Here is an 18,740-nt window from a genome sequence, read left to right as displayed (position 1 = left end):
TTCGCGAGGCACGGGCGGGGTGGCCACGATAGGTGATCACGTGGGGTCCTGAGCTGGTCCGTTTTTTCGGTCGAAAGCGAACCTGGCGGCAGGGCCCTATACCTTTCACTCGACATGCCGTACCTACAGGTGACAGACCTACAATGAGCCCCGGACCGTCCGCCTGATGGGAAAATCTCACTGTAGCTCAGAATTCCCTGTAAATCTGATCGAACAACCTGAATCCGGAATATCACCCATTGCAGGTAAAGTTTTGTTGGGTCCAATAGGAAATGCTATTGGGCCCAATTTGGGAGCTGGAAGCATGAGGGGCTCGTCTTGAAAAAAATCCAACGGCTCATCTATGGCGCTGCCGCTGCGCTAATTGTCTGTGGTGGACTTCTTCATCTATTCGGTTTTAAAACTGTTGGCTTTGCACTCACTTTTCTTGGCGTTATTGAAATATTCGCCACAGTGATTTACTTCAGTAAGCCCAATGAGGATACCGGGTATGTCCCGAAATATGAAACGGCGAACAGGGTGATTGACGTCATGGGTGTACTGGCCGTGTTTTTCCTGTCATATTATTTAGATAACTGGTTTTTTATTGGGCTCTCATTTGCGGGAGTGGTTGCCTTCAGGACTAGAAATCCTTCTAATCAATAAAATGGTGTAAAGAGATCAAGGCCCCCCGGTCGCAGGCCGTTCAGCGCCGGGAGCTGTCGCAGAAGGCGACCGGCGCGAGCAGCCCGGCCATGACGGGTGTGCCGGCGCGGTTCTTGAGAAGGTCCTCGGCCACGGACTCCACGGGGAACCCGTACCCCAGAATCAGCAAGAAGGCGAAGAATCCGAGGGCACCGAAGGCGGCGGCCCGGGCCGTGTCGCCACCCCGGAGGAGCGCAGCCCCCACCCCACATTCAAAGACTGCGCAGGCCACGGTGAGCCAGCCGATATTGGGCATCACGAATACCACCCAAAGATGCGAAAGATCGTCGAGAACCGCGGTCCGACCGAATGCCTCATAGCCCTGGGGTGCCAGGCGACCCAGCACCAGATGGACCACCCCTCCGAGCAGGAAGATCACGCCGAAGGTCATCCTGGCGACAGTGATGTAGCGCTTCATGACGGTTCCTTCAGGCGCCTCTGCCGGAAGTGGTGGACGTGCTTGATGAGCAACTGCCGCAGAGGCATCGACAGATGCCCTCTGAACTCCACTCACTGTGAGATATGTGTGACGAGCCCAGCCTACTGGCGGGGCTCTTTTCGTTGTCGAGTTATCTGCCTCAGCCCGCTGTCGGCCCGGGATCGCGCAGAAGGGATCTGGCTTCCAATCCCTTGGCCTGCACCGATGCCAGGCTGGTGTCGACGGTGGGGTTCGCCGACGGGCCGCCGGCGGTGGACAGGACCCACGCCCACGCCGTTTCCGACGAGGAACGGCGGGCGTAGACATTCCCGACCGCGTGCAGGCCCAGGGCTTGCCAGCCGCGTGCCGGGGTCTTGTCCCGATCGAGTTCTTCCACGGCGAGGAAGGCCTGCAGGTCCGAGCCGGTGATGACATTCCCCCCGACCGTGACGGCCTTGATGACCCACGGGTCCGAGGTCGGCCAGTTCGTCCCGTACCGGGGATCGAGCCCGACCGAGGAACCGGTCATCGGTGCCCGGGAATCAGTCATGACATTGACACCCCGGGTGTGCTTCGGCCCGGTCGTCGGGTTCCGCAGCCGTCCCGCACCGACGATGGTGTTCCCGATGATCCGCACCTGGTCGAAGTTCAACACCAGGATCGCGTCGCCGCCTGCCCCGGTCAGGACGTTGTTACAGACCAGACCCTTCCCACCGAGTTCCAGGATGACCGCCTTGTCGTCGGCGTCGGTGATATCGCAGCTGTGGACGGTGACATCCCAGGCGGATTCGTCCGCCCAGAACCCGGTGCCATAGGCCTGTTCGATGATCGACTCACGTAGCGTGAACCGGCGTAGCCGGGTGACCTTGATCCCCCCGGCCGAGGGCGCGTAGTTGAACCGGCGGTAGTTGGCCTGGATGATCCGTAGGTTCTCCATGGTCACGTCATCACTGGTCGTGGCCATGGCACCGATGTTCCCCGCGCGGGTGATCGTGCAGGCCGATGCCCGGGACCCGGTGGAGTTGAAGAACCCGAACCCGGCGGCCGTGCAGTCCTCGAAATGGCAGTTCTCCACAACGGTGCCCGGCGCGTCATAGGCCTTGACCGCCGCCTGCGAAGGCATCGAGGTCGCATACCGGCGGATGCCGACGCCCAATAGTTTCCCGGGCTTGTTCCACCAGCCCAGCGCGGTCTGCAGGTCGGTGACCCGTACCTCGTGGCCGCCCGGGTCGGACCCGATCCAGGCCCGCCCGGTGGCATGGTCGATGAAATAGGTCCCGGCAGCCACCTTGGACAGGGCGTCGACCTGGGCCAGCGGCTGCCCGTCGAGGAAAACCGTGTCGGGCCAGGCCGCCGTCGGATAGGCCGGGTTCACGAAAGCCCAACCGGGCTGGGTGCCATCGGGAACGTTGAAGGAGTAGGTCGGGTCGCGGCGCAGCTTGAGCGTCCACGGCGTCCACCATTTCCCGGTCTCGGCCGTCCACGAGGTGACCTGTGTCGACCCGTCGAGCCAGACGACCTCACCAGCGCAGGCCTGGATCGTCAGGCCCTTGGTGATGTGCAGGCCGGTGAACACCGCCCCGGCCTGTGAGCTGCTGACCGTGGACGACATGGCCAGGTCCAAGGCCCGGCCCTCGTGATAGACCCCCGCGCGCAACACGATCGTGCCGCCCTCGGGAGCGACCGCGATAGCCCGCTCGATGGTCCGTAGCGGCGCGGCCTGGGTGCCATGGGCCGAGTCCGACCCGACCGGAGACACCCACAACGCCCCGGAAGGCACCGGATAGGACGTCGACCCCAACGGGGCCGCACCAGCCACGACAGCCCTACCACGAGACGCCCCCATGGGGGAATATCTTACTTTTTCCGGGCCTGCCCGAAGAATACGCAAATTTTCTTGTTGGAGTGATGGATCGGCGACTTCGGCCGATTTTCGGCCGTCCCTCCGGGGCTGATGTCAATAGCGGACATCACACTCATAACGTGTGACACTGGCACGGTGCCCGAGTCGAGCCATGACACAGCCACTCCGCCTCCACCGGACTCCTGGCCGGGAGCAGGCGGCGCGCGTTCCGTCGCTCCGCTGGTTCCCTCCTGGCCCGGCGCTGCGACCGTTCAAGGCGTCGACTCCTGGCCCGGCGCAGGTCCGCAGAAGAAGCTCCGACGGCCGAAGAATCCTGCAGGCGCTGCCCCGGCCCGGCGTCGACCCAGCAGAGTGGCCGCGATTCTCTTCCCTGCTGTAGCCGCGGTGATCCTCTTCATCCTGGTCGCGGTCTGGGCGTCCATCGACCCCGACCACCGTGCGCTGCAGATGGCCACCCTGCTCACTGTCTCGGTGTTGGTACTCGGGCTGCTCGTCCTCGCCGGATACCGGCAAAGACGCTGAACAGGACAGCCAAAGCAAACTGTCCGGAACGTTGCCGGAAGCACGCCGCTGCCCGGATCAGACCCAGGAGGGGAACCACATCCGCCACTGCCACTGCGGATAAGGGATGACCTGCCCGGTGAGCACCGGCCACCAGAAGATGAACAGCGCCATCGTGAGCACCACGAAGCCACCGGTCACCAGCACCCCCACCTGGAAACGGCCCACGCCGGCCGTCCTCGGAACCAACACCAGCGACATCCCGTAGACCACAGCCAGGACCACCCACGGCACGAAGGCCACCGCGTAGAAGGTGTAGATGGTGCGTTCCTGGAAGAGGAACCACGGGAACCACCCCGCCAGGAGGCCCGCCAGAACAGCTCCGGCACGCCAATCACGACGCATCGCCCAGCAGAAGAGCAGGACCGGGATCATCGCCGCGGCTGCCCACCAGATCGAGACCGTGCCGATATTGGTGATGGCCTTGCTGCACTGGTCGACGGTGCACCCCTGCTCGGCCAGCTTCGGCCCCTCGTAGTAGAAGCTGGTCGGCCGCCACATGATGATCCACGACCACGGATTCGAGGCGTACGGGTGCCCCGAGTTCAGGCCGACATGGAAGCTCCACGCCTGCTGGTGATAGTTCCACAGCGCGCGTAAGGCATCCGGAAGGATCCCGTCCAGGGCCGTCTGCGGCGGATTCTCCGCAGCCCAATGACGGCCCCAACCGGTACTGCCCGTCAACCAGCCGACCCAGCTCGCCACGTAGATGACCAAGGCCGTGCCGACCATGCTGATCCCGGCAGGAACAGCGTCCTTCACGAAGGTTCCGCTCACCCAACGACGGACACCGACAGTACGGCGGGCACCCAGATCCCAGGCCACCGTCATCAGGCCGAAGACCGCCAGGAACCACAACCCGGACCACTTCGTGCCGATGCACAGGCCCAGGCACACCGCTGCGACCCAACGCCACGGCCGACCCCACAGCCACGGGCCTGTCCCCGTGAGGGAAGCGCCCCGAGCGACCTTGTGCGCCAACCTCTCCCGTGTGTGGTCCCGATCGATCAGGAGCGCACAGAAAGCGCCCAGTGCGAAGAACATGACGATCAGATCGAGCAGCCCGGTGCGGCTGTGGGTGAAATGGTGCCCGTCGAAGGCCAACAGCAGCGCCGCGCAGGTCGCCAGATAGGTCGAACCGAACAGACGGAAGGCAGCCCTGCCCAACATCAGGATCGACAAGGTTCCCAACAAGGCCACGGAGAAACGCCATCCGAAGGGGTCGGAGATCCCGAAGAGATATTCACCTGCGGCGATGACCCATTTCCCGACCGGAGGATGCACCACGAAGTCGGCTTCGTCGATGAAGATCTTCGCCGGATCGAAGGTCCCGGCATTCCACAGGACGTTCTCCTTGTTGACCTGGTTGTCCCGCATCTCCACGCCGTGCAGCAGCATCGAATAGCCCTGCTTGACGTAGTAGGTCTCATCGAAGATGAGCGTGTTGATCCGGCCCAGTTCCCAGAAGCGGATGATGCCGCCGACCAGCGCAGCGAACAAAGGGCCGAGCCAGCCGAGTAGTCGATCCGAGGGAGGCGAGCCCAAGAGGCGCCTGCGCAGGATGGCCACCCGGCCGGCGAGGTCCGTGTCCCGGCCGATCATCGTGGCCGACAGCCGGTCGTCACCGGCCTGTCTGCCGAGCGTCTCGGGGGGCGCCGCGCTCACTGACGTCATGGGCGACATGGTAGGCGGCCCAGGTGCCCGCGCCACTTCCTGGCAGGATCGTCCTATGACCGACACCGGCCTTCTCGTCCTCGCAGCCACCCCGATCGGCGACCCCCGTGACGCCTCACCCCGGCTGGCCGCCGAGCTGGCATCTGCCGATGTCATCGCCGCTGAGGACACCCGGCGTCTGCAGCGTCTGCTCGCCGCACTGGACGTGAAACCGGCTGGGCGCATCGTGTCGTACCACGAGCACAACGAGGCCGGGCGCGCCGAAGATTTCGTCGAAGAACTCCACTCCGGGGCAAAGATCCTCGTGGTGACCGATGCGGGGATGCCCAGTGTCTCCGACCCCGGATACCGTTTGGTCGCTGCCGCAGTCGCCCACGACGTCCGGGTGACCTGCGTGCCCGGTCCGAGCGCCGTCCTGGGCGCACTGGCGGTCTCCGGTCTCCCGGTACGACGTTTCTGCTTCGAAGGTTTCCTGCCTCGTAAGCCCGGAGAACGTGCCCGGGCTCTGGCCGAACTCGACGCCGAACAACGCACCATGGTCTTCTTCGAAGCGCCGCACCGCTTGGGTGCCATGCTCGCTGCCTTGGCCGAAGCCTTTGGCGCCGACCGCCGAGCTGCGGTCTGCCGCGAACTGACGAAGACCTACGAGGAGGTCCGGCGCGGAACCTTGGGCGAACTCGCCGACTGGGCGCAAGGCGAGGTGCGCGGTGAGATCACCGTCGTCGTCGACGGCGCCGGGCAACGACGGGTCGACCCGGACGAAGCCCTCGCACAGGTGCGTGAGCGGGTCGCCGCCGGTGAACGGCTCAAGGACGCCTGCAAGGCAGTCGCCGCGGTGAGCGGGATTCCCAGCAAGGAGCTCTACGCGGCAGCGACCACCCGAGGATGAACCGACATCGGCTCCTCACCCGGCGAAAACCAGGTCAGCAAATGGCAAAATTCTTGTGTTCTTTTGTTTATTAATGCAATTCGCCTGACGCGAAGGCTGCTTCTTCCTAGGCTCGTGACGAGCGGCAACAGAGGCCGCACACAGGACGACACGTCCGGGGAACACAGGGACGTTCCATGTCAGGAGGGTCGCAGTGAAGATCGGTATTCCGACCGAGATCAAGAACAACGAGTTCCGCGTCGGCATCACCCCCGTCGGGGTCCACGAACTCGTCCACCACGGGCACACCGTGCTCGTCCAGAAAGGCGCAGGCCTGGGGTCCTCGATCACCGACGACGAATTCGTCGCCGAAGGTGCCACGATCATCGACACCTCGGACGAGCTGTGGGGCGAGTCCGAGATGGTCATGAAGGTCAAAGAACCCATCGCCGAGGAGTATCCGCTCCTGCGCGACGACCTCGTGCTCTTCACGTATCTGCACCTCGCAGCGGACAAACCCCAGACCGACGCCCTCCTCACCGCCGGAACCACCTCCATCGCCTACGAGACGGTGCAGCAGCCCTCCGGGATGCTCCCCCTGCTCTACCCGATGTCCGAGGTCGCCGGATGCCTGGCACCCCAGGTCGGTGCCCACGCGCTCATGAAAGCCCAGGGTGGGCGCGGAGTCCTGATGGGTGGCGTCGGTGGTGTCGCCAACGCCAAGGTCGTCGTCCTCGGGGGCGGTGTCGCCGGACAGAATGCCGCGAACATCGCCCTCGGCATGGGCGCCGATGTCACCATCCTCGACACCGACCTCGACAAGCTCCGGATGAGCTTCTGGCGGTACAGCAACCGGGTGCACGGGCTGGCCTCGTCCTCCCTGACCGTCAAAAAGCAGGTCATGCAGGCCGACATGGTCATCGGCGCCGTACTGATCCCCGGGGCGAAAGCGCCCAAGTTGGTCTCCAACGAGCTGGTCTCGCAGATGAAACCCGGAAGTGTGCTCGTCGACATCGCCATCGACCAGGGCGGCTGCTTCGAGGACTCCCACCCGACCACCCACGCCGACCCGACCTTCGCCGTTCACGACTCGGTCTTCTACTGCGTCGCCAATATGCCTGGAGCTGTCCCCAACACCTCCACCTGGGCCTTGACCAATGCGACCCTGCCCTACGCCGTCCGCCTCGCTGACCAGGGATGGAAGGAAGCCTGCCGGGACAGCCGTCCGCTGGCACTCGGGCTGAACACCTACGGCGGAGAAGTCGTCTTCCCCGGCGTCGCCGAAGCCTTCGGCATGTCTTACGTCCCCCTGGAGAAGGTGCTCGCCTGACCGAGCGCTTTCCTGACCTCTCCTGCTCACCCCGGTAGGGGCCCGATGTCGCGTCGAGGCCGCCCCACCGGGGTGAGTTACGTTCTGACATCCTGTTTTTCGACAGAACAAGCGACGACGGGAAGGACAGGCCCATGGCTGGGGACCAGACAGAGGCAAGACCACTGGACAGCGCACAGCACATCGCCCTCACCGAAAGCCACGCAGCACACAACTACCACCCGCTACCAGTCGTCATCAGGTCCGGCGAAGGAGTCTGGGTCGAGGACGTCGAAGGCCGACGCTATCTCGACTGCCTGGCCGGCTACTCGGCCCTCAACTTCGGACACGGTCACCCCCGACTGGTTGCCCGCGCCGTCGAACAGGTACAACGGCTCACCCTCACGTCACGAGCCTTCTACCACGACCAACTCGGCCCCTTCGTCACCGACCTGGCAGCGCTCGCCGGCAAGGAATACGTCCTGCCGATGAACTCCGGCGCAGAAGCGGTGGAGACCGCCGTGAAGATCGCCCGCAGGTGGGGCCGCCGGGTCAAAGGCGTCGCAGAAGGTGCTGGCGTCATCCTGACGATGGACGGCAACTTCCACGGCCGGACCACCACCATCGTCTCCTTCTCCACGGATGACACCGCCCGCGCCGACTACGGGCCCTTCACCGAAGGATTCCGCGGGGTCCCCTTCGGCGACATCGAGGCGCTCGCGGCAGCGATCACCCCGGACACCGTCGCGGTACTCCTGGAACCGATCCAGGGAGAGAGCGGTGTGAACATCCCGCCGGACGGCTTCCTCCAGGCCGTGCGCGAACTGTGCGACACCCACGGCATGCTGATGATCGCCGACGAGATCCAGTCCGGTCTGGGACGCACCGGAACGCTCTTCGCCTGCGATCACGAACAGGTCGTACCGGATCTCTACCTGCTGGGGAAGGCGCTCGGCGGCGGCATCATGCCGGTCAGTGCCGTGCTCGCCGACGAGGACGTCATGTCGGTCATCACCCCGGGATCCCACGGCTCCACGTTCGGCGGGAACCCACTGGCCTGCGCGATCGCCCATGAAGTGGTGAGCATCCTCGCCGAAGGGGAGATCCTGTCTTCCGCGCAGGAGCGGGGCCGTTATCTGACGGACGGCTTGTCCACTTTCGTCGGGAACGGACTCGTCGGGTTGCGCACCCGCGGACTGTGGGCCGGGGTCGATATCGACCCGGCAGTGGGCACCGGCCGAGAGATTTGCGAACGTCTCATGTCGGCAGGCGTTCTCGCCAAGGAGACCCACGGATCGACGGTACGATTCGCACCGCCGCTGACGATCACCGAAAAGGAACTGGACCTCCTCCTGGAGGCACTTCAAGGTGCTTTGAAGTAGGCATCTCGAGGTCGTACGAGCCTCCTTCCAGGCTCGTACGACCTGGGACCTTCGGCACGATTCCTGGCTCACAAGGTGGGTTTTGGGGTGTGAAGAATTAGGATTGTTGCGGTAAACCGCGAAGAGAGGAAAGCGACATGGGTGACTTAGGGCGCCGCCGCGATGCTCTCGCCCTTGAGGCCGGAGGTCCGTGCGGCGCCGACACCGGGTGATCGCCGCCCGGCCGGAGGAAGCCCACGCCGTCGGCCGGTTTTCAGGATCGATCCACGATCGATCGAGGTGGGCGTCAAATCTCTTTTCCTCCACTAGAACAGGGCAGACTGCGCTCGTGGCTACTTCGACTCTGACACCTACTCGGCCGAGTCCGGCCCTCTCGTCAATCGGCTTGAAGATCGTGATGGCGATCTCCGGTCTCTATCTCGTCTTCTTCGTTCTCTTCCACATGTACGGCAACCTCAAGTTGTTCGCCGGTCAGCGCGCTTTCGATGACTATGCACACCACCTGCGGACAATGTTCGAGCCGATCCTTCCGCATGAAGGTTTTCTCTGGCTTTTCCGGCTCAGCCTGATTCTTGCGGTCGGCCTGCACATCTATGCCGCCAGCACTTTGTGGAAGCGGGCTAATGCGGCACGCGGTACCAAGTACTCCGCCAAGATGACGGTTCAGCGGAGCCTGTCCAGCAAGGCCATGCGCTGGGGCGGCATCACGCTTTTCGTCTTCATCATCTGGCACCTGGCCCACTTCACCGTGATCAAGTTCACCGGTGACGGACGGATGGGCTCGGACTTCCTGGTGGACGGCGTGGAGAGCCCGTACAAGCTGGTGGTGGCCAGCTTCCAGATCTGGTGGGTGACGTTGATCTACCTGGTGGCGCTGTGCGCGCTGGCGATGCACCTGCACCACGGGACCTGGAGCGCGATCCAGACCCTGGGATGGACCAACAGCGTGAAGGCACGCACCAACGCCAAGCTCGCCGCGGTCTTCGTGGCCGTGGCCGTGGCCGGTGGCTTCGCCTTGACCCCCGTAGCCATCCTCGTCGGCATCATCAAGTAAGGGCTGATTCGACATCATGACTGAACTGATCAACGGCCTCTACCGCGCAGGTGAGCCGGTCAAAGACACGAAGTGCCCCAGCGGGCCGATCGAACAGCGTTGGACGAAGCGCAAGTTCGACGCCAAGCTGGTCAACCCCGCCAACCGTCGTAAGCTCACCGTCATCATGGTCGGTACCGGGCTGGCCGGTGGCGCCGCCGCCGCGACGCTCGGCGAAGCGGGCTACAACGTCAAGGCGTTCTGCTACCAGGACAGCCCGCGTCGCGCCCACTCGATCGCCGCCCAGGGCGGCATCAACGCCGCCAAGAACTACAAGGAGGACGGCGACTCGACGTACCGTCTCTTCTACGACACGGTCAAGGGTGGCGACTACCGCGCCCGTGAGAACAACGTCTACCGCCTCGCCGAGGTCAGCGCGAACATCATCGACCAGTGCGTCGCCCAGGGTGTTCCCTTCGCCCGCGAGTACGGCGGCCTGCTCGACAACCGATCCTTCGGTGGCGTCCAGGTCTCCCGGACCTTCTACGCCCGTGGCCAGACCGGCCAGCAGCTGCTGATCGGCGCCTACCAGGCCCTGGAGCGTCAGGTGAAGGGGCCGGACAACCCGGCCGGAACGGTCGAGATGTTCTCCCGGCACGAGATGGTCGAACTGATCGTCGTCGACGGACGGGCACGAGGCATCATCGCCCGCGACATGGTCACCGGTGAGATCGAGACCCACCTGGCCGACGCGGTCGTCCTCGCCACCGGCGGCTACGGCAACGTCTTCTTCCTGTCGACCAATGCGATGGGCTGCAACACCACCGCGATCTGGCGGGCCCACCGCAAGGGCGCCTACTTCGGCAACCCGTGCTTCACGCAGATCCACCCGACCTGCATCCCGGTCCATGGCGACCAGCAGTCCAAGCTGACGCTGATGTCGGAGTCCCTGCGTAACGACGGACGCATCTGGGTGCCCAAGCGTGCCGAAGACTGCGACAAGGACCCCCGACAGATCCCCGAAGAGGACCGCGACTACTACCTGGAGCGCATCTACCCGGCCTTCGGTAACCTCGTCCCCCGTGACATCGCCTCCCGCCAGGCGAAGAACATGTGCGACGAAGGACGTGGAGTCGGCCCCGAGATCCTCGAACGGGACATCGACGGCAACGAGCGCCGCGTCCGTCGAGGGGTCTACCTCGACTTCGCCGACGCCATCGGGCGCCTGGGCCGGGACAAGGTCTCGGCCTCCTACGGCAACCTCTTCGACATGTACGAGGAGATCACCGGGGAGAACCCCTACGAGACGCCGATGCGGATCTACCCGGCCGTGCACTACACGATGGGTGGCCTCTGGGTCGACTACGACCTGCAGTCCTCCGTCCCCGGGCTGTTCGTGACCGGTGAAGCGAACTTCTCCGACCACGGGGCGAACCGACTGGGTGCCTCCGCGCTCATGCAGGGGCTCTCCGACGGTTACTTCGTCCTGCCGAACACGATCCGTGACTACCTCGCCAGCGGCCCCTACTCGCCGCTGGACCTGAGCCACCCAGCTGTGGTCGAAGCCTCGGAGAACGTCAAGGCGCGCGTCAACCACTTCCTGTCCAGCAATGGCACCCGCTCCGTCGACAGCTACCACAAGGAACTCGGCGCGATCATGTGGGAATACTGCGGCATGGAGCGCACCGAAGCAGGTCTGAAGATCGCGATCGAGAAGATCCGTGAGCTGCGCAAGGAGTTCTGGTCCAACCTGCGGGTCCTCGGCAAGGCCGATGAGATGAACCAGAGCTTGGAGAAAGCCGGACGAGTGGCCGACTTCCTCGAACTGGGCGAGCTGATGTGTATCGACGCACTGCACCGTCGTGAGTCCTGCGGCGGTCACTTCCGCGGGGAGAGCCAGACGGAGGACGGCGAAGCGCTCCGTCACGACGACGAGTTCTGCTACGTCGCCGCCTGGGAATGGGGCGGGGAGAACGAAGCCCCGGTCCTGCACAAGGAAGACCTCGTGTACGAGTTCATCGAGTTGAAGCAGCGGAGCTACAAGTGAAAATCACTCTGAAGATCTGGCGTCAGGCCGGACCGAAGGCCCAGGGCAAGCTGTCGACCTACCAGGTGGACAATGTCTCACCCGACATGTCCTTCCTCGAGATGCTCGATGTGCTCAACGAGGACCTGAACGACCGCGGCGAAGAGCCGGTGGCTTTCGACAGCGACTGTCGTGAAGGCATCTGCGGTACCTGCGGTGTGGTCATCAACGGCCGTCCGCACGGTAAGAAGGGCGTCACCACCTGCCAGTTGCACATGCGTAATTTCAACGACGGCGATGAGATCATCGTCGAGCCGTGGCGGGCGGCGGCCTTCCCCGTCCTGCACGACCTGGTGGTCGACCGCACGGCGCTGGACCGCATCATCGGAGCCGGGGGCTTCATTTCCGCCAACACCGGTGCAGCTCCGGATGCCCACGCAGCCCCGGTGGAGAAGAAGAAGGCGGACAAGGCCTTCGAAGCAGCGGCCTGCATCGGCTGCGGTGCCTGCGTGGCAGCCTGCCCCAATGCGGCCGGGATGCTCTTCATGGGCGCGAAGGTCACCCATCTCGGGCTGCTCCCGCAAGGACAGCCGGAGCGATGGACCCGGGTCAAGGCCATGGTTCAACGGCATGACGGTGAGGGCTTCGGCGGGTGCACCAACGTCGGCGCGTGTGCCGACGCCTGCCCGAAGGAGATCCCGATGGACGTCATCTCCTTCTTGAACAACGACGTCCGGAATGTCTTCCTGCACTGACATCCGGTGGAGTTCTGCGGTGCTGGCCCGTCTCGAAGCATCGGGACGGGCCAGCACCGCATCCGGCCCACGCCAGAGCATGGACAGGCCGGAGTACGGTGAGGCCGCCTCGGGATAAGGTATGCCTAGCGTGTGTTTCAACTGGTCGACGGGCTGTCCGGGCAGCCACGTCGAAGGGGACGAACGGGGTTGTATGGACATCACGGTGGTGGGGCACAAGCGCACTTCTCTTCCGCCGGAACGCGCCACCCTGCATCTCACGGTGAGTTTCGAATCCGGCGACCGTACCGAGTCGTTGAACCGGGCCACGGCCTCTGTGCACGAGGTGTCAGCGTGCATCCACGACCTCGAGGGGAACGGGGTCTCGCCGGTGACCTGGCACGCGGTTCTCCCGATCACCACCCGATCGTGGCGCCCTTATTCCGACGCCCGGGCGCTTCTGCCGATGCGTTATGCGGCCACTGCCGTGGTCAAGGTCAAGTTCCGGGATTTCCAGGTGCTCACGAGGTTCGCCCACCAGGTGGGGACAATCGCGGGGGTCACCTTGCACGACGTCGAATGGAGCCTCACCGAGATCAACCGGCGTCAGGTGACGGGGTGGGTGCTGGGGCAGGCCGTCGATGAGGCTCGGGAGCGCGCACTGGTGGTGGCCAGAGCCGCCGGTGCGGCCGATGTCAAAGCCGTCGAGATCGCCGATCAGGGTCTGCTCTCCGGGGTGAGCTCGACGGCCGGAGAATCCTTCCAAGGCGGTGAATCCCGGGATGCCGCACTGGCGTTGACCACCGGCGGGGAGAATGGCATTGACATCATGCCTGAGGACGTCTCGGTGGAGGCCACCGTCCACGCTCGGTTCACCACCCTCTGAGGGGAATCGGAGCTATTCCACTGCTCCTTCCTGCTGTCGGGACGGAGCGGTCGTTCCTCCGTGAGGGGGACGCCGCCTGTTCGCAGAGGTCCCCGAGGCCAGGACTAGACTCTCCGGCATGACCAAGGTGCTCTCCGCTGTCGCGTGGCCGTACGCTAACGGCCCCCGCCACATCGGGCATGTCGCAGGTTTCGGCGTGCCCTCCGACGTCTTCAGCCGTTACATGCGAATGTCCGGGCATGACGTCCTGATGGTGAGTGGTACCGATGAGCACGGAACCCCGATCCTGGTGGCGGCCGATCAGGCCGGAGTCACCCCTCGTGAGCTCGCCGACACCAACAACCGGATCATCGTCGAAGACCTGGTGAACTTGGGTCTGTCCTACGACCTGTTCACCCGGACCACCACCCGCAACCACTACGCCGTCGTCCAAGATCTGTTCCGTCAGGTCCACGCGAACGGTTACATGATGGAGAAGACCACCTTCGGCGCGGTCAGCCCGTCGACCGGACGTACCCTGCCCGACCGGTACATCGAGGGAACCTGCCCGATCTGCGGCGCCACCGACGCCCGTGGCGACCAGTGCGACGCCTGCGGCAATCAGCTCGATCCCACCGATCTCATCGACCCCAAGAGCCGGATCAACGGAGAGACTCCTCAGTTCGTCGAGTCCCAGCATTTCTTCCTCGACCTTCCTGCGCTCGCAGAAGCACTCGCCCGGTGGCTGGACGATCGCGAGGAGAACGGCACCTGGCGACCCAATGTCATCCGGTTCAGCAAAGGCCTCCTGGAGGGGATGCGCCCCCGTGCGATGACCCGGGACATCGACTGGGGCATCCCGATTCCGTTGGACGGTTGGCGGGAACAAAGCGGGAAACGTCTCTACGTCTGGTTCGACGCCGTCGTCGGCTACTTGTCGGCGTCCATCGAATGGGCTCGCCGGATCGGGGAACCGGAGCGGTGGCGTGAATGGTGGGGTGACCCGGAAGCGGTCAGCTATTACTTCCAGGGCAAGGACAACATCACCTTCCACTCCCAGATCTGGCCGGCGGAGCTGCTGGGCTACATGGGTAAGGGTGAACACGGTGGCGAGTCGGGTCACTACGGTCGGTTGAACTTGCCGACCGAGGTCGTGGCGAGTGAGTTCATGACGATGGAGGGCAAACAGTTCTCCAGTTCGCGCGGCGTCGTGATCTATGTGCGTGACATGCTGTCGCGCTATCAGCCTGATGCCTTGAGGTACTTCATCTGTGCGGCGGGCCCGGAGTCCAGCGATTCCGACTTCACCTGGTCGGAGTTCGTGATCCGGACGAACTCCGAACTCGTCGCGGGCTGGGGAAACCTGGTGAACCGTACGGCGAACATGATCGCCAAGAACTTCGGGGAGATTCCAGCGTGTGGTCCGCTGGAAGCCGGTGACGAGGACGTTCTCGCGGCGGTGCGGGGAGGCTTCGCCACGGTCGGTGCATTCATCGAGAAGCACCGTCAGCGCGCCGCCATCGCCGAAGCGATGCGTCTCGTCGGTGAGGTCAACGCCTATATCTCCCGGACCGAACCCTTCAAGTTGAAGGGCGAGGATCAGCGTGAGCGGCTCGGCACGATCCTCCATGTGCTGGCTCAGTGCGTCTGCGATCTCAACATCATGCTGAGCCCCTTCCTGCCCCATTCCTCCAATGCGGTCCATCAGGTCATGGGTGGTGACGGAACGATGACACCGATGCCTCGGATCGAGATGGTCGAGGACTTCGCCGACGAGGTCGAGGGCATCGGGGAGGAATTGCACACGTATCCGATCATCACCGGTGAGTACAGCCACTTCCCGGCGTGGGCCTCGACTCCGGTGGTAGCCGGTACTCCCATCGCGAAGCCGTCCCCGGTGTTCACGAAGCTCGACCCGAGCGTGGTGGACGAAGAGGTGGCTCGGCTGCGGGTCGACGACGGGGGAAGCCCGGCGTGACCGCTCAGGTAGGGGGCGGGTCGGCGCAGGTCGACCCGCTCCCTCTGCCAGTGGTCGACGGCCACTGCCACTTGGACATGTCCCGGGCGGGGGAGGACGCCCCGGACGTGGCGGATCTGCTGCGTTCTGCTGCTGCCGTGGGGGTCGACCGGGTGGTGCACATCGCCTGTGATCTGGAGGCGGCAAGGGCGGCGGTTGCGCTGGCCGATGCTTATCCTGCTGTCCTGGCAGGGGTGGCACTGCATCCCAACGAGGTGCCGGTGTTGGCCGAGTCCGGGCAGTTGGCGGATGCCCTGGCTGAGATCGAGTCCTTGGCTGCGCATCCGCGGGTGCGTGCGGTGGGGGAGACCGGCCTGGATTATTTCCGGACGCCTCCGGAGGGTCGAGGGGTGCAACGGGAGGCCTTCGCCGCGCACATCGCGATGGCGAAGCGTCTGGGGCTGCCGATGCAGATCCACGACCGGGACGCCCATGAGGACGTCCTGGCGGTGCTTGCACGGGAGGGTGCGCCGGAGGGGACGGTGCTGCATTGTTTCTCCGGTGATCTGGCGATGGCTCGTGAATGCGTGGACCGGGGCTATTACCTGTCCTTCTCGGGGACAGCGACCTTCAAGAATGCTCGTGGTCTGCGTGATGCCTTGTCGGTGGTGCCGCTGGGGCAGCTTCTCGTGGAGACGGACGCGCCCTATCTGGCGCCGGTGCCCTTCCGTGGGCGGACGAATGCTCCGGCTCTGGTGCCTTTGACGGTGCGGGTGATGGCCGGGGTTCTCGGGGTGGATGTCCCGACGTTGTGCGGAGCATTGTCGGAGAATGCGGAGCGTCTTTACGGTCCGTGGTGACCTGGACCGACCCACGGACACCCCTGCTGTCTCATGATGTGAGAACTTGCAGTGTTCTGGTGGGTGTCCGTGGGCGGGGTCGGCGGCTCCGGCGTTGTCGATTACGCCGTGATGCGCAGCTTTTTTCGTGGTCCGATGCAGGGCTTTTCGCTGGCAGGGGGTGACTTTTCCGCGCTTTGTCATCAGTGCCGCCCTGTGACTAACGGCCTTGACAGAACATGCTCACAAACTGTCGACTTGGCATGTACGGCGCAGCGGCTGCAGCACCACCGCTCAAGGTCCGGGCGAACCCTCTGACCGACGCCGTCCACGACGATGAGGAGCCCAGGCGGCTCACGGCGACGAAGGAGTTGTCATATGCAGGACCAGGCGCGTGTCGGACTGCTGGGTATCGGACGGATCGGCCTAGGACATGCTGTCGTCCTGCGTGACCTTCCCCGCGTCGGGGAACTCGTCCTGGCCGACACGCTCCCCGGGCGTGCAGCTGCCGTCGCAGGCGAACTCGGCGTCTCCCACGCCACGATCGACGACCTCTTCGACCGAGACCGGATCGACTGCCTCGTCATCGCCACCGGTACCGACACCCACGCCGACCTGCTCGTCCGAGCCGCCGAGGCGGGAATGCCCGTCTTCTGCGAAAAACCGGTCGCCATGGACATCGCCGAAGCACGACGCGCCATCGAGGCCCTCGAAACCGCCGGCAACCTCAACCACATCGGCTTCCACCGTCGGTTCGACGCCGGATACCTCGAAGCCAAACGGCGCCTGACCGCAGGCGAACTCGGAGAACTGCGCCGTGTGCACCTGCTCAGCTGCGACATGGAGACCCCGGACCCGACCTTCATCCCCACCTCCGGGGGCATCTTCCGTGACTGCATGATCCACGACTTCGACATCCTGCGCTGGATGACCGGACAACGCGTCCACCAGGTCTACGCCTGTGGCACCGCCAAGGGCGACCCCGTCTACGCAGCCTCCCAGGACGCCTCCGACGCAGTGCTCCTGCTGACCCTGGAAGACGGCACCCTCGGAACCGCCCACACCTCCCGGTACAACGGTGCCGGCCACGACGTCCGCATGGAACTTGCCGGGGACAAAGGCGGCGTCATCGTCGGCCTCGACGACCGGGCACCACTCCGCTCGGCCGAACCCGGACACCAGGACCTGCCCGGCCCGGTCTGGAAAGACTTCCTGGAACGCTTCGCCCCCTGCTACGCCGCAGAACTCAGCGCCTTCGTCGACGCCGTCCTCGACGGCACACCCAGCCCCTGCACCGCCGCCGACGCCCTCGAAGCCCTCTACGTCGCCATGGCCGCCACCACCTCCTACCGCGAAGGACGCCCCGTGCTGGTCGAGGAGATCCGCACCTCCTGAGCGCCGGCACCGCTTCGCCACCCGAGCACGACCCGACGGCACGACCTGCCATCGGCCACCACACCGGCACACCTCCAGAAGGAACCGACACCATGCTCAATATCGCCGTCATCGGAGCCGGCCGCATCGGCACCGTGCACGCCGCCGCCGTCGCCGCCCACCCCGGAACCCGACTCGCCTGGATCGCCGACCCCTTCGGCGACGGCGCCGCACGCCTGGCCGCACAATACGGTGCGAAATCCACACTGGCCGTCGACGAAGTCCTCCACGCGCCGGATGTCGACGCCGTCATCATCGGATCACCGACCCCTCTGCACGTCGACCACATCCTGGCCGCCACCGCCGCAGGCAAGAAGGTCATGTGCGAGAAGCCGGTCGACCTCGACCTCGCCCGCGTCGACGCCTGCCTCGCCCAACTCGGCGACCGCGCCGACCGCGTCATGATCGGCTTCAACCGCCGCTTCGACCCCGGATTCGCCGAGATCCGGACCCGCGCAGCCAACGGCGAGATCGGCGACATCGAACAGGTCACCATCATCAGCCGCGACCCCGCCGCGCCCCCCGCCAGCTACGTCGCCCAGTCCGGCGGGATCTTCCGCGACATGACCATCCACGACTTCGACATGGCCCGTTTCCTGCTCGGCGACATCGTCGAGGTCAGTGCCGTCGGACAGCACCTCGACCCGGAGATCGAAGCCGCCGGTGACTTCGACGCCGCCGTCATCACCCTCACCGCAGCCTCCGGTGCCGTGGCCACCATCATCAACAACCGCCACTGCGCCTCCGGATACGACCAGCGCCTCGAGGTCTGCGGATCCACGGGGATGCTGGAAGCCGCGAACCACAGGGCCACCCTCGTCCGATACTCCGGACCCGGCTACACCGAAGCCGCCGCGCCCTACCTGAACTTCTTCCTGGAGCGGTACACCGCCGCGTACACCGCCGAGCTGTCGGCCTTCGTCACCGCAGTGGAACACGACACCCCGATCACCCCGAATGTGCACGACGGTCGGGCCGCTCTGGTCATCGCCGACGCCGCCACCCACAGCGCACGTACCGGAGAACGAGTGCGGCTGTCCTGACGACTCCCGGGAAGGCACACCGCTCTTCCCGGAACTTCCGGCCTCGAGA

At 64.8% G+C, this 18,740-nt stretch carries 16 protein-coding genes; 13 read left to right on the top strand and 3 right to left on the bottom strand.

Annotation, left to right across the window (positions count from 1 at the left end):
* Positions 1–318 precede the first annotated feature (318 nt).
* Positions 319–645, top strand: coding sequence for a hypothetical protein (locus DX923_RS16195; RefSeq protein WP_162872899.1), 327 nt, complete (start codon positions 319–321; stop codon positions 643–645).
* 40 nt (positions 646–685) lie between these two features.
* Here the strand turns inward: DX923_RS16195 and DX923_RS10395 are convergent, their stop codons facing one another.
* Positions 686–1,102 carry a hypothetical protein gene (locus DX923_RS10395; protein ID WP_116114666.1) on the bottom strand — a complete coding sequence of 139 codons (417 nt, stop codon included), beginning with the start codon at positions 1,100–1,102 and terminating at the stop codon, positions 686–688.
* 160 nt (positions 1,103–1,262) lie between these two features.
* Positions 1,263–2,948, bottom strand: a complete 1,686-nt coding sequence (locus DX923_RS10390) for a right-handed parallel beta-helix repeat-containing protein (RefSeq protein WP_116114664.1) — start codon at positions 2,946–2,948, stop codon at positions 1,263–1,265.
* A gap of 153 nt (positions 2,949–3,101) precedes the next feature.
* Here DX923_RS10390 and DX923_RS10385 point away from each other — a divergent pair, with 153 nt between their 5' ends.
* The gene (locus tag DX923_RS10385) at positions 3,102–3,488 is read left to right on the top strand and encodes a hypothetical protein (RefSeq protein ID WP_116114662.1); all 387 of its coding nucleotides are present in this window, start codon (positions 3,102–3,104) and stop codon (positions 3,486–3,488) included.
* A 57-nt stretch (positions 3,489–3,545) separates the two neighbouring features.
* Here DX923_RS10385 and DX923_RS10380 read toward each other — a convergent pair whose 3' ends face one another.
* On the bottom strand, positions 3,546–5,201 hold the full coding sequence (locus DX923_RS10380) for a dolichyl-phosphate-mannose--protein mannosyltransferase (protein WP_240322592.1): 1,656 nt from the start codon (positions 5,199–5,201) through the stop codon (positions 3,546–3,548).
* A gap of 55 nt (positions 5,202–5,256) precedes the next feature.
* On the opposite strand from DX923_RS10380, the gene rsmI reads away from it, so the two are divergent.
* From rsmI to iolG, 11 genes are all read left to right on the top strand, one after another.
* Positions 5,257–6,090 carry a 16S rRNA (cytidine(1402)-2'-O)-methyltransferase gene (rsmI, locus tag DX923_RS10375; RefSeq protein WP_116114659.1) on the top strand — a complete coding sequence of 278 codons (834 nt, stop codon included), beginning with the start codon at positions 5,257–5,259 and terminating at the stop codon, positions 6,088–6,090.
* 193 nt (positions 6,091–6,283) lie between these two features.
* Positions 6,284–7,399 carry an alanine dehydrogenase gene (gene ald / locus DX923_RS10370; RefSeq protein ID WP_116114657.1) on the top strand — a complete coding sequence of 372 codons (1,116 nt, stop codon included), beginning with the start codon at positions 6,284–6,286 and terminating at the stop codon, positions 7,397–7,399.
* Between the two features lie 134 nt (positions 7,400–7,533).
* On the top strand, positions 7,534–8,760 hold the full coding sequence (rocD, locus tag DX923_RS10365; protein WP_205413023.1) for an ornithine--oxo-acid transaminase: 1,227 nt from the start codon (positions 7,534–7,536) through the stop codon (positions 8,758–8,760).
* Between the two features lie 328 nt (positions 8,761–9,088).
* Positions 9,089–9,814, top strand: coding sequence for a succinate dehydrogenase cytochrome b subunit (locus DX923_RS10360; RefSeq protein ID WP_116114655.1), 726 nt, complete (start codon positions 9,089–9,091; stop codon positions 9,812–9,814).
* Between the two features lie 16 nt (positions 9,815–9,830).
* Positions 9,831–11,840: a fumarate reductase/succinate dehydrogenase flavoprotein subunit gene (locus DX923_RS10355; RefSeq protein ID WP_116114653.1), complete on the top strand. Its 2,010-nt coding sequence runs from the start codon at positions 9,831–9,833 to the stop codon at positions 11,838–11,840.
* A complete protein-coding gene (locus DX923_RS10350; RefSeq protein WP_116114651.1) occupies positions 11,837–12,574 on the top strand; it encodes a succinate dehydrogenase/fumarate reductase iron-sulfur subunit in 738 nt (245 codons plus the stop codon). The genes DX923_RS10355 and DX923_RS10350 overlap by 4 nt, the downstream gene beginning before the upstream one ends.
* A 121-nt stretch (positions 12,575–12,695) precedes the next feature.
* Positions 12,696–13,439 (top strand): SIMPL domain-containing protein, encoded by a 744-nt coding sequence (locus tag DX923_RS10345; protein ID WP_116114650.1) that lies wholly within the window; start codon positions 12,696–12,698, stop codon positions 13,437–13,439.
* Positions 13,440–13,557: 118 nt separating this feature from the next.
* On the top strand, positions 13,558–15,396 hold the full coding sequence (metG, locus tag DX923_RS10340; protein ID WP_116114648.1) for a methionine--tRNA ligase: 1,839 nt from the start codon (positions 13,558–13,560) through the stop codon (positions 15,394–15,396).
* Positions 15,393–16,235 carry a TatD family hydrolase gene (locus DX923_RS10335; RefSeq protein ID WP_116114646.1) on the top strand — a complete coding sequence of 281 codons (843 nt, stop codon included), beginning with the start codon at positions 15,393–15,395 and terminating at the stop codon, positions 16,233–16,235. Before metG ends, DX923_RS10335 begins: the two co-directional genes overlap by 4 nt.
* Before the next feature lie 357 nt (positions 16,236–16,592).
* Positions 16,593–17,609 (top strand): Gfo/Idh/MocA family protein, encoded by a 1,017-nt coding sequence (locus tag DX923_RS10330; RefSeq protein ID WP_116114644.1) that lies wholly within the window; start codon positions 16,593–16,595, stop codon positions 17,607–17,609.
* A gap of 92 nt (positions 17,610–17,701) precedes the next feature.
* Complete coding sequence (gene iolG / locus DX923_RS10325; protein WP_116114642.1) at positions 17,702–18,691, top strand: inositol 2-dehydrogenase; 990 nt, start codon at positions 17,702–17,704, stop codon at positions 18,689–18,691.
* The last annotated feature ends 49 nt before the right edge of the window (positions 18,692–18,740 follow it).

The organism is Austwickia chelonae (assembly GCF_003391095.1).
Lineage (GTDB): Bacteria > Actinomycetota > Actinomycetes > Actinomycetales > Dermatophilaceae > Austwickia > Austwickia chelonae_A.
Note: the sequence above shows the minus strand (reverse complement) of the source record. Positions and strands in the feature narration are given on the sequence as shown.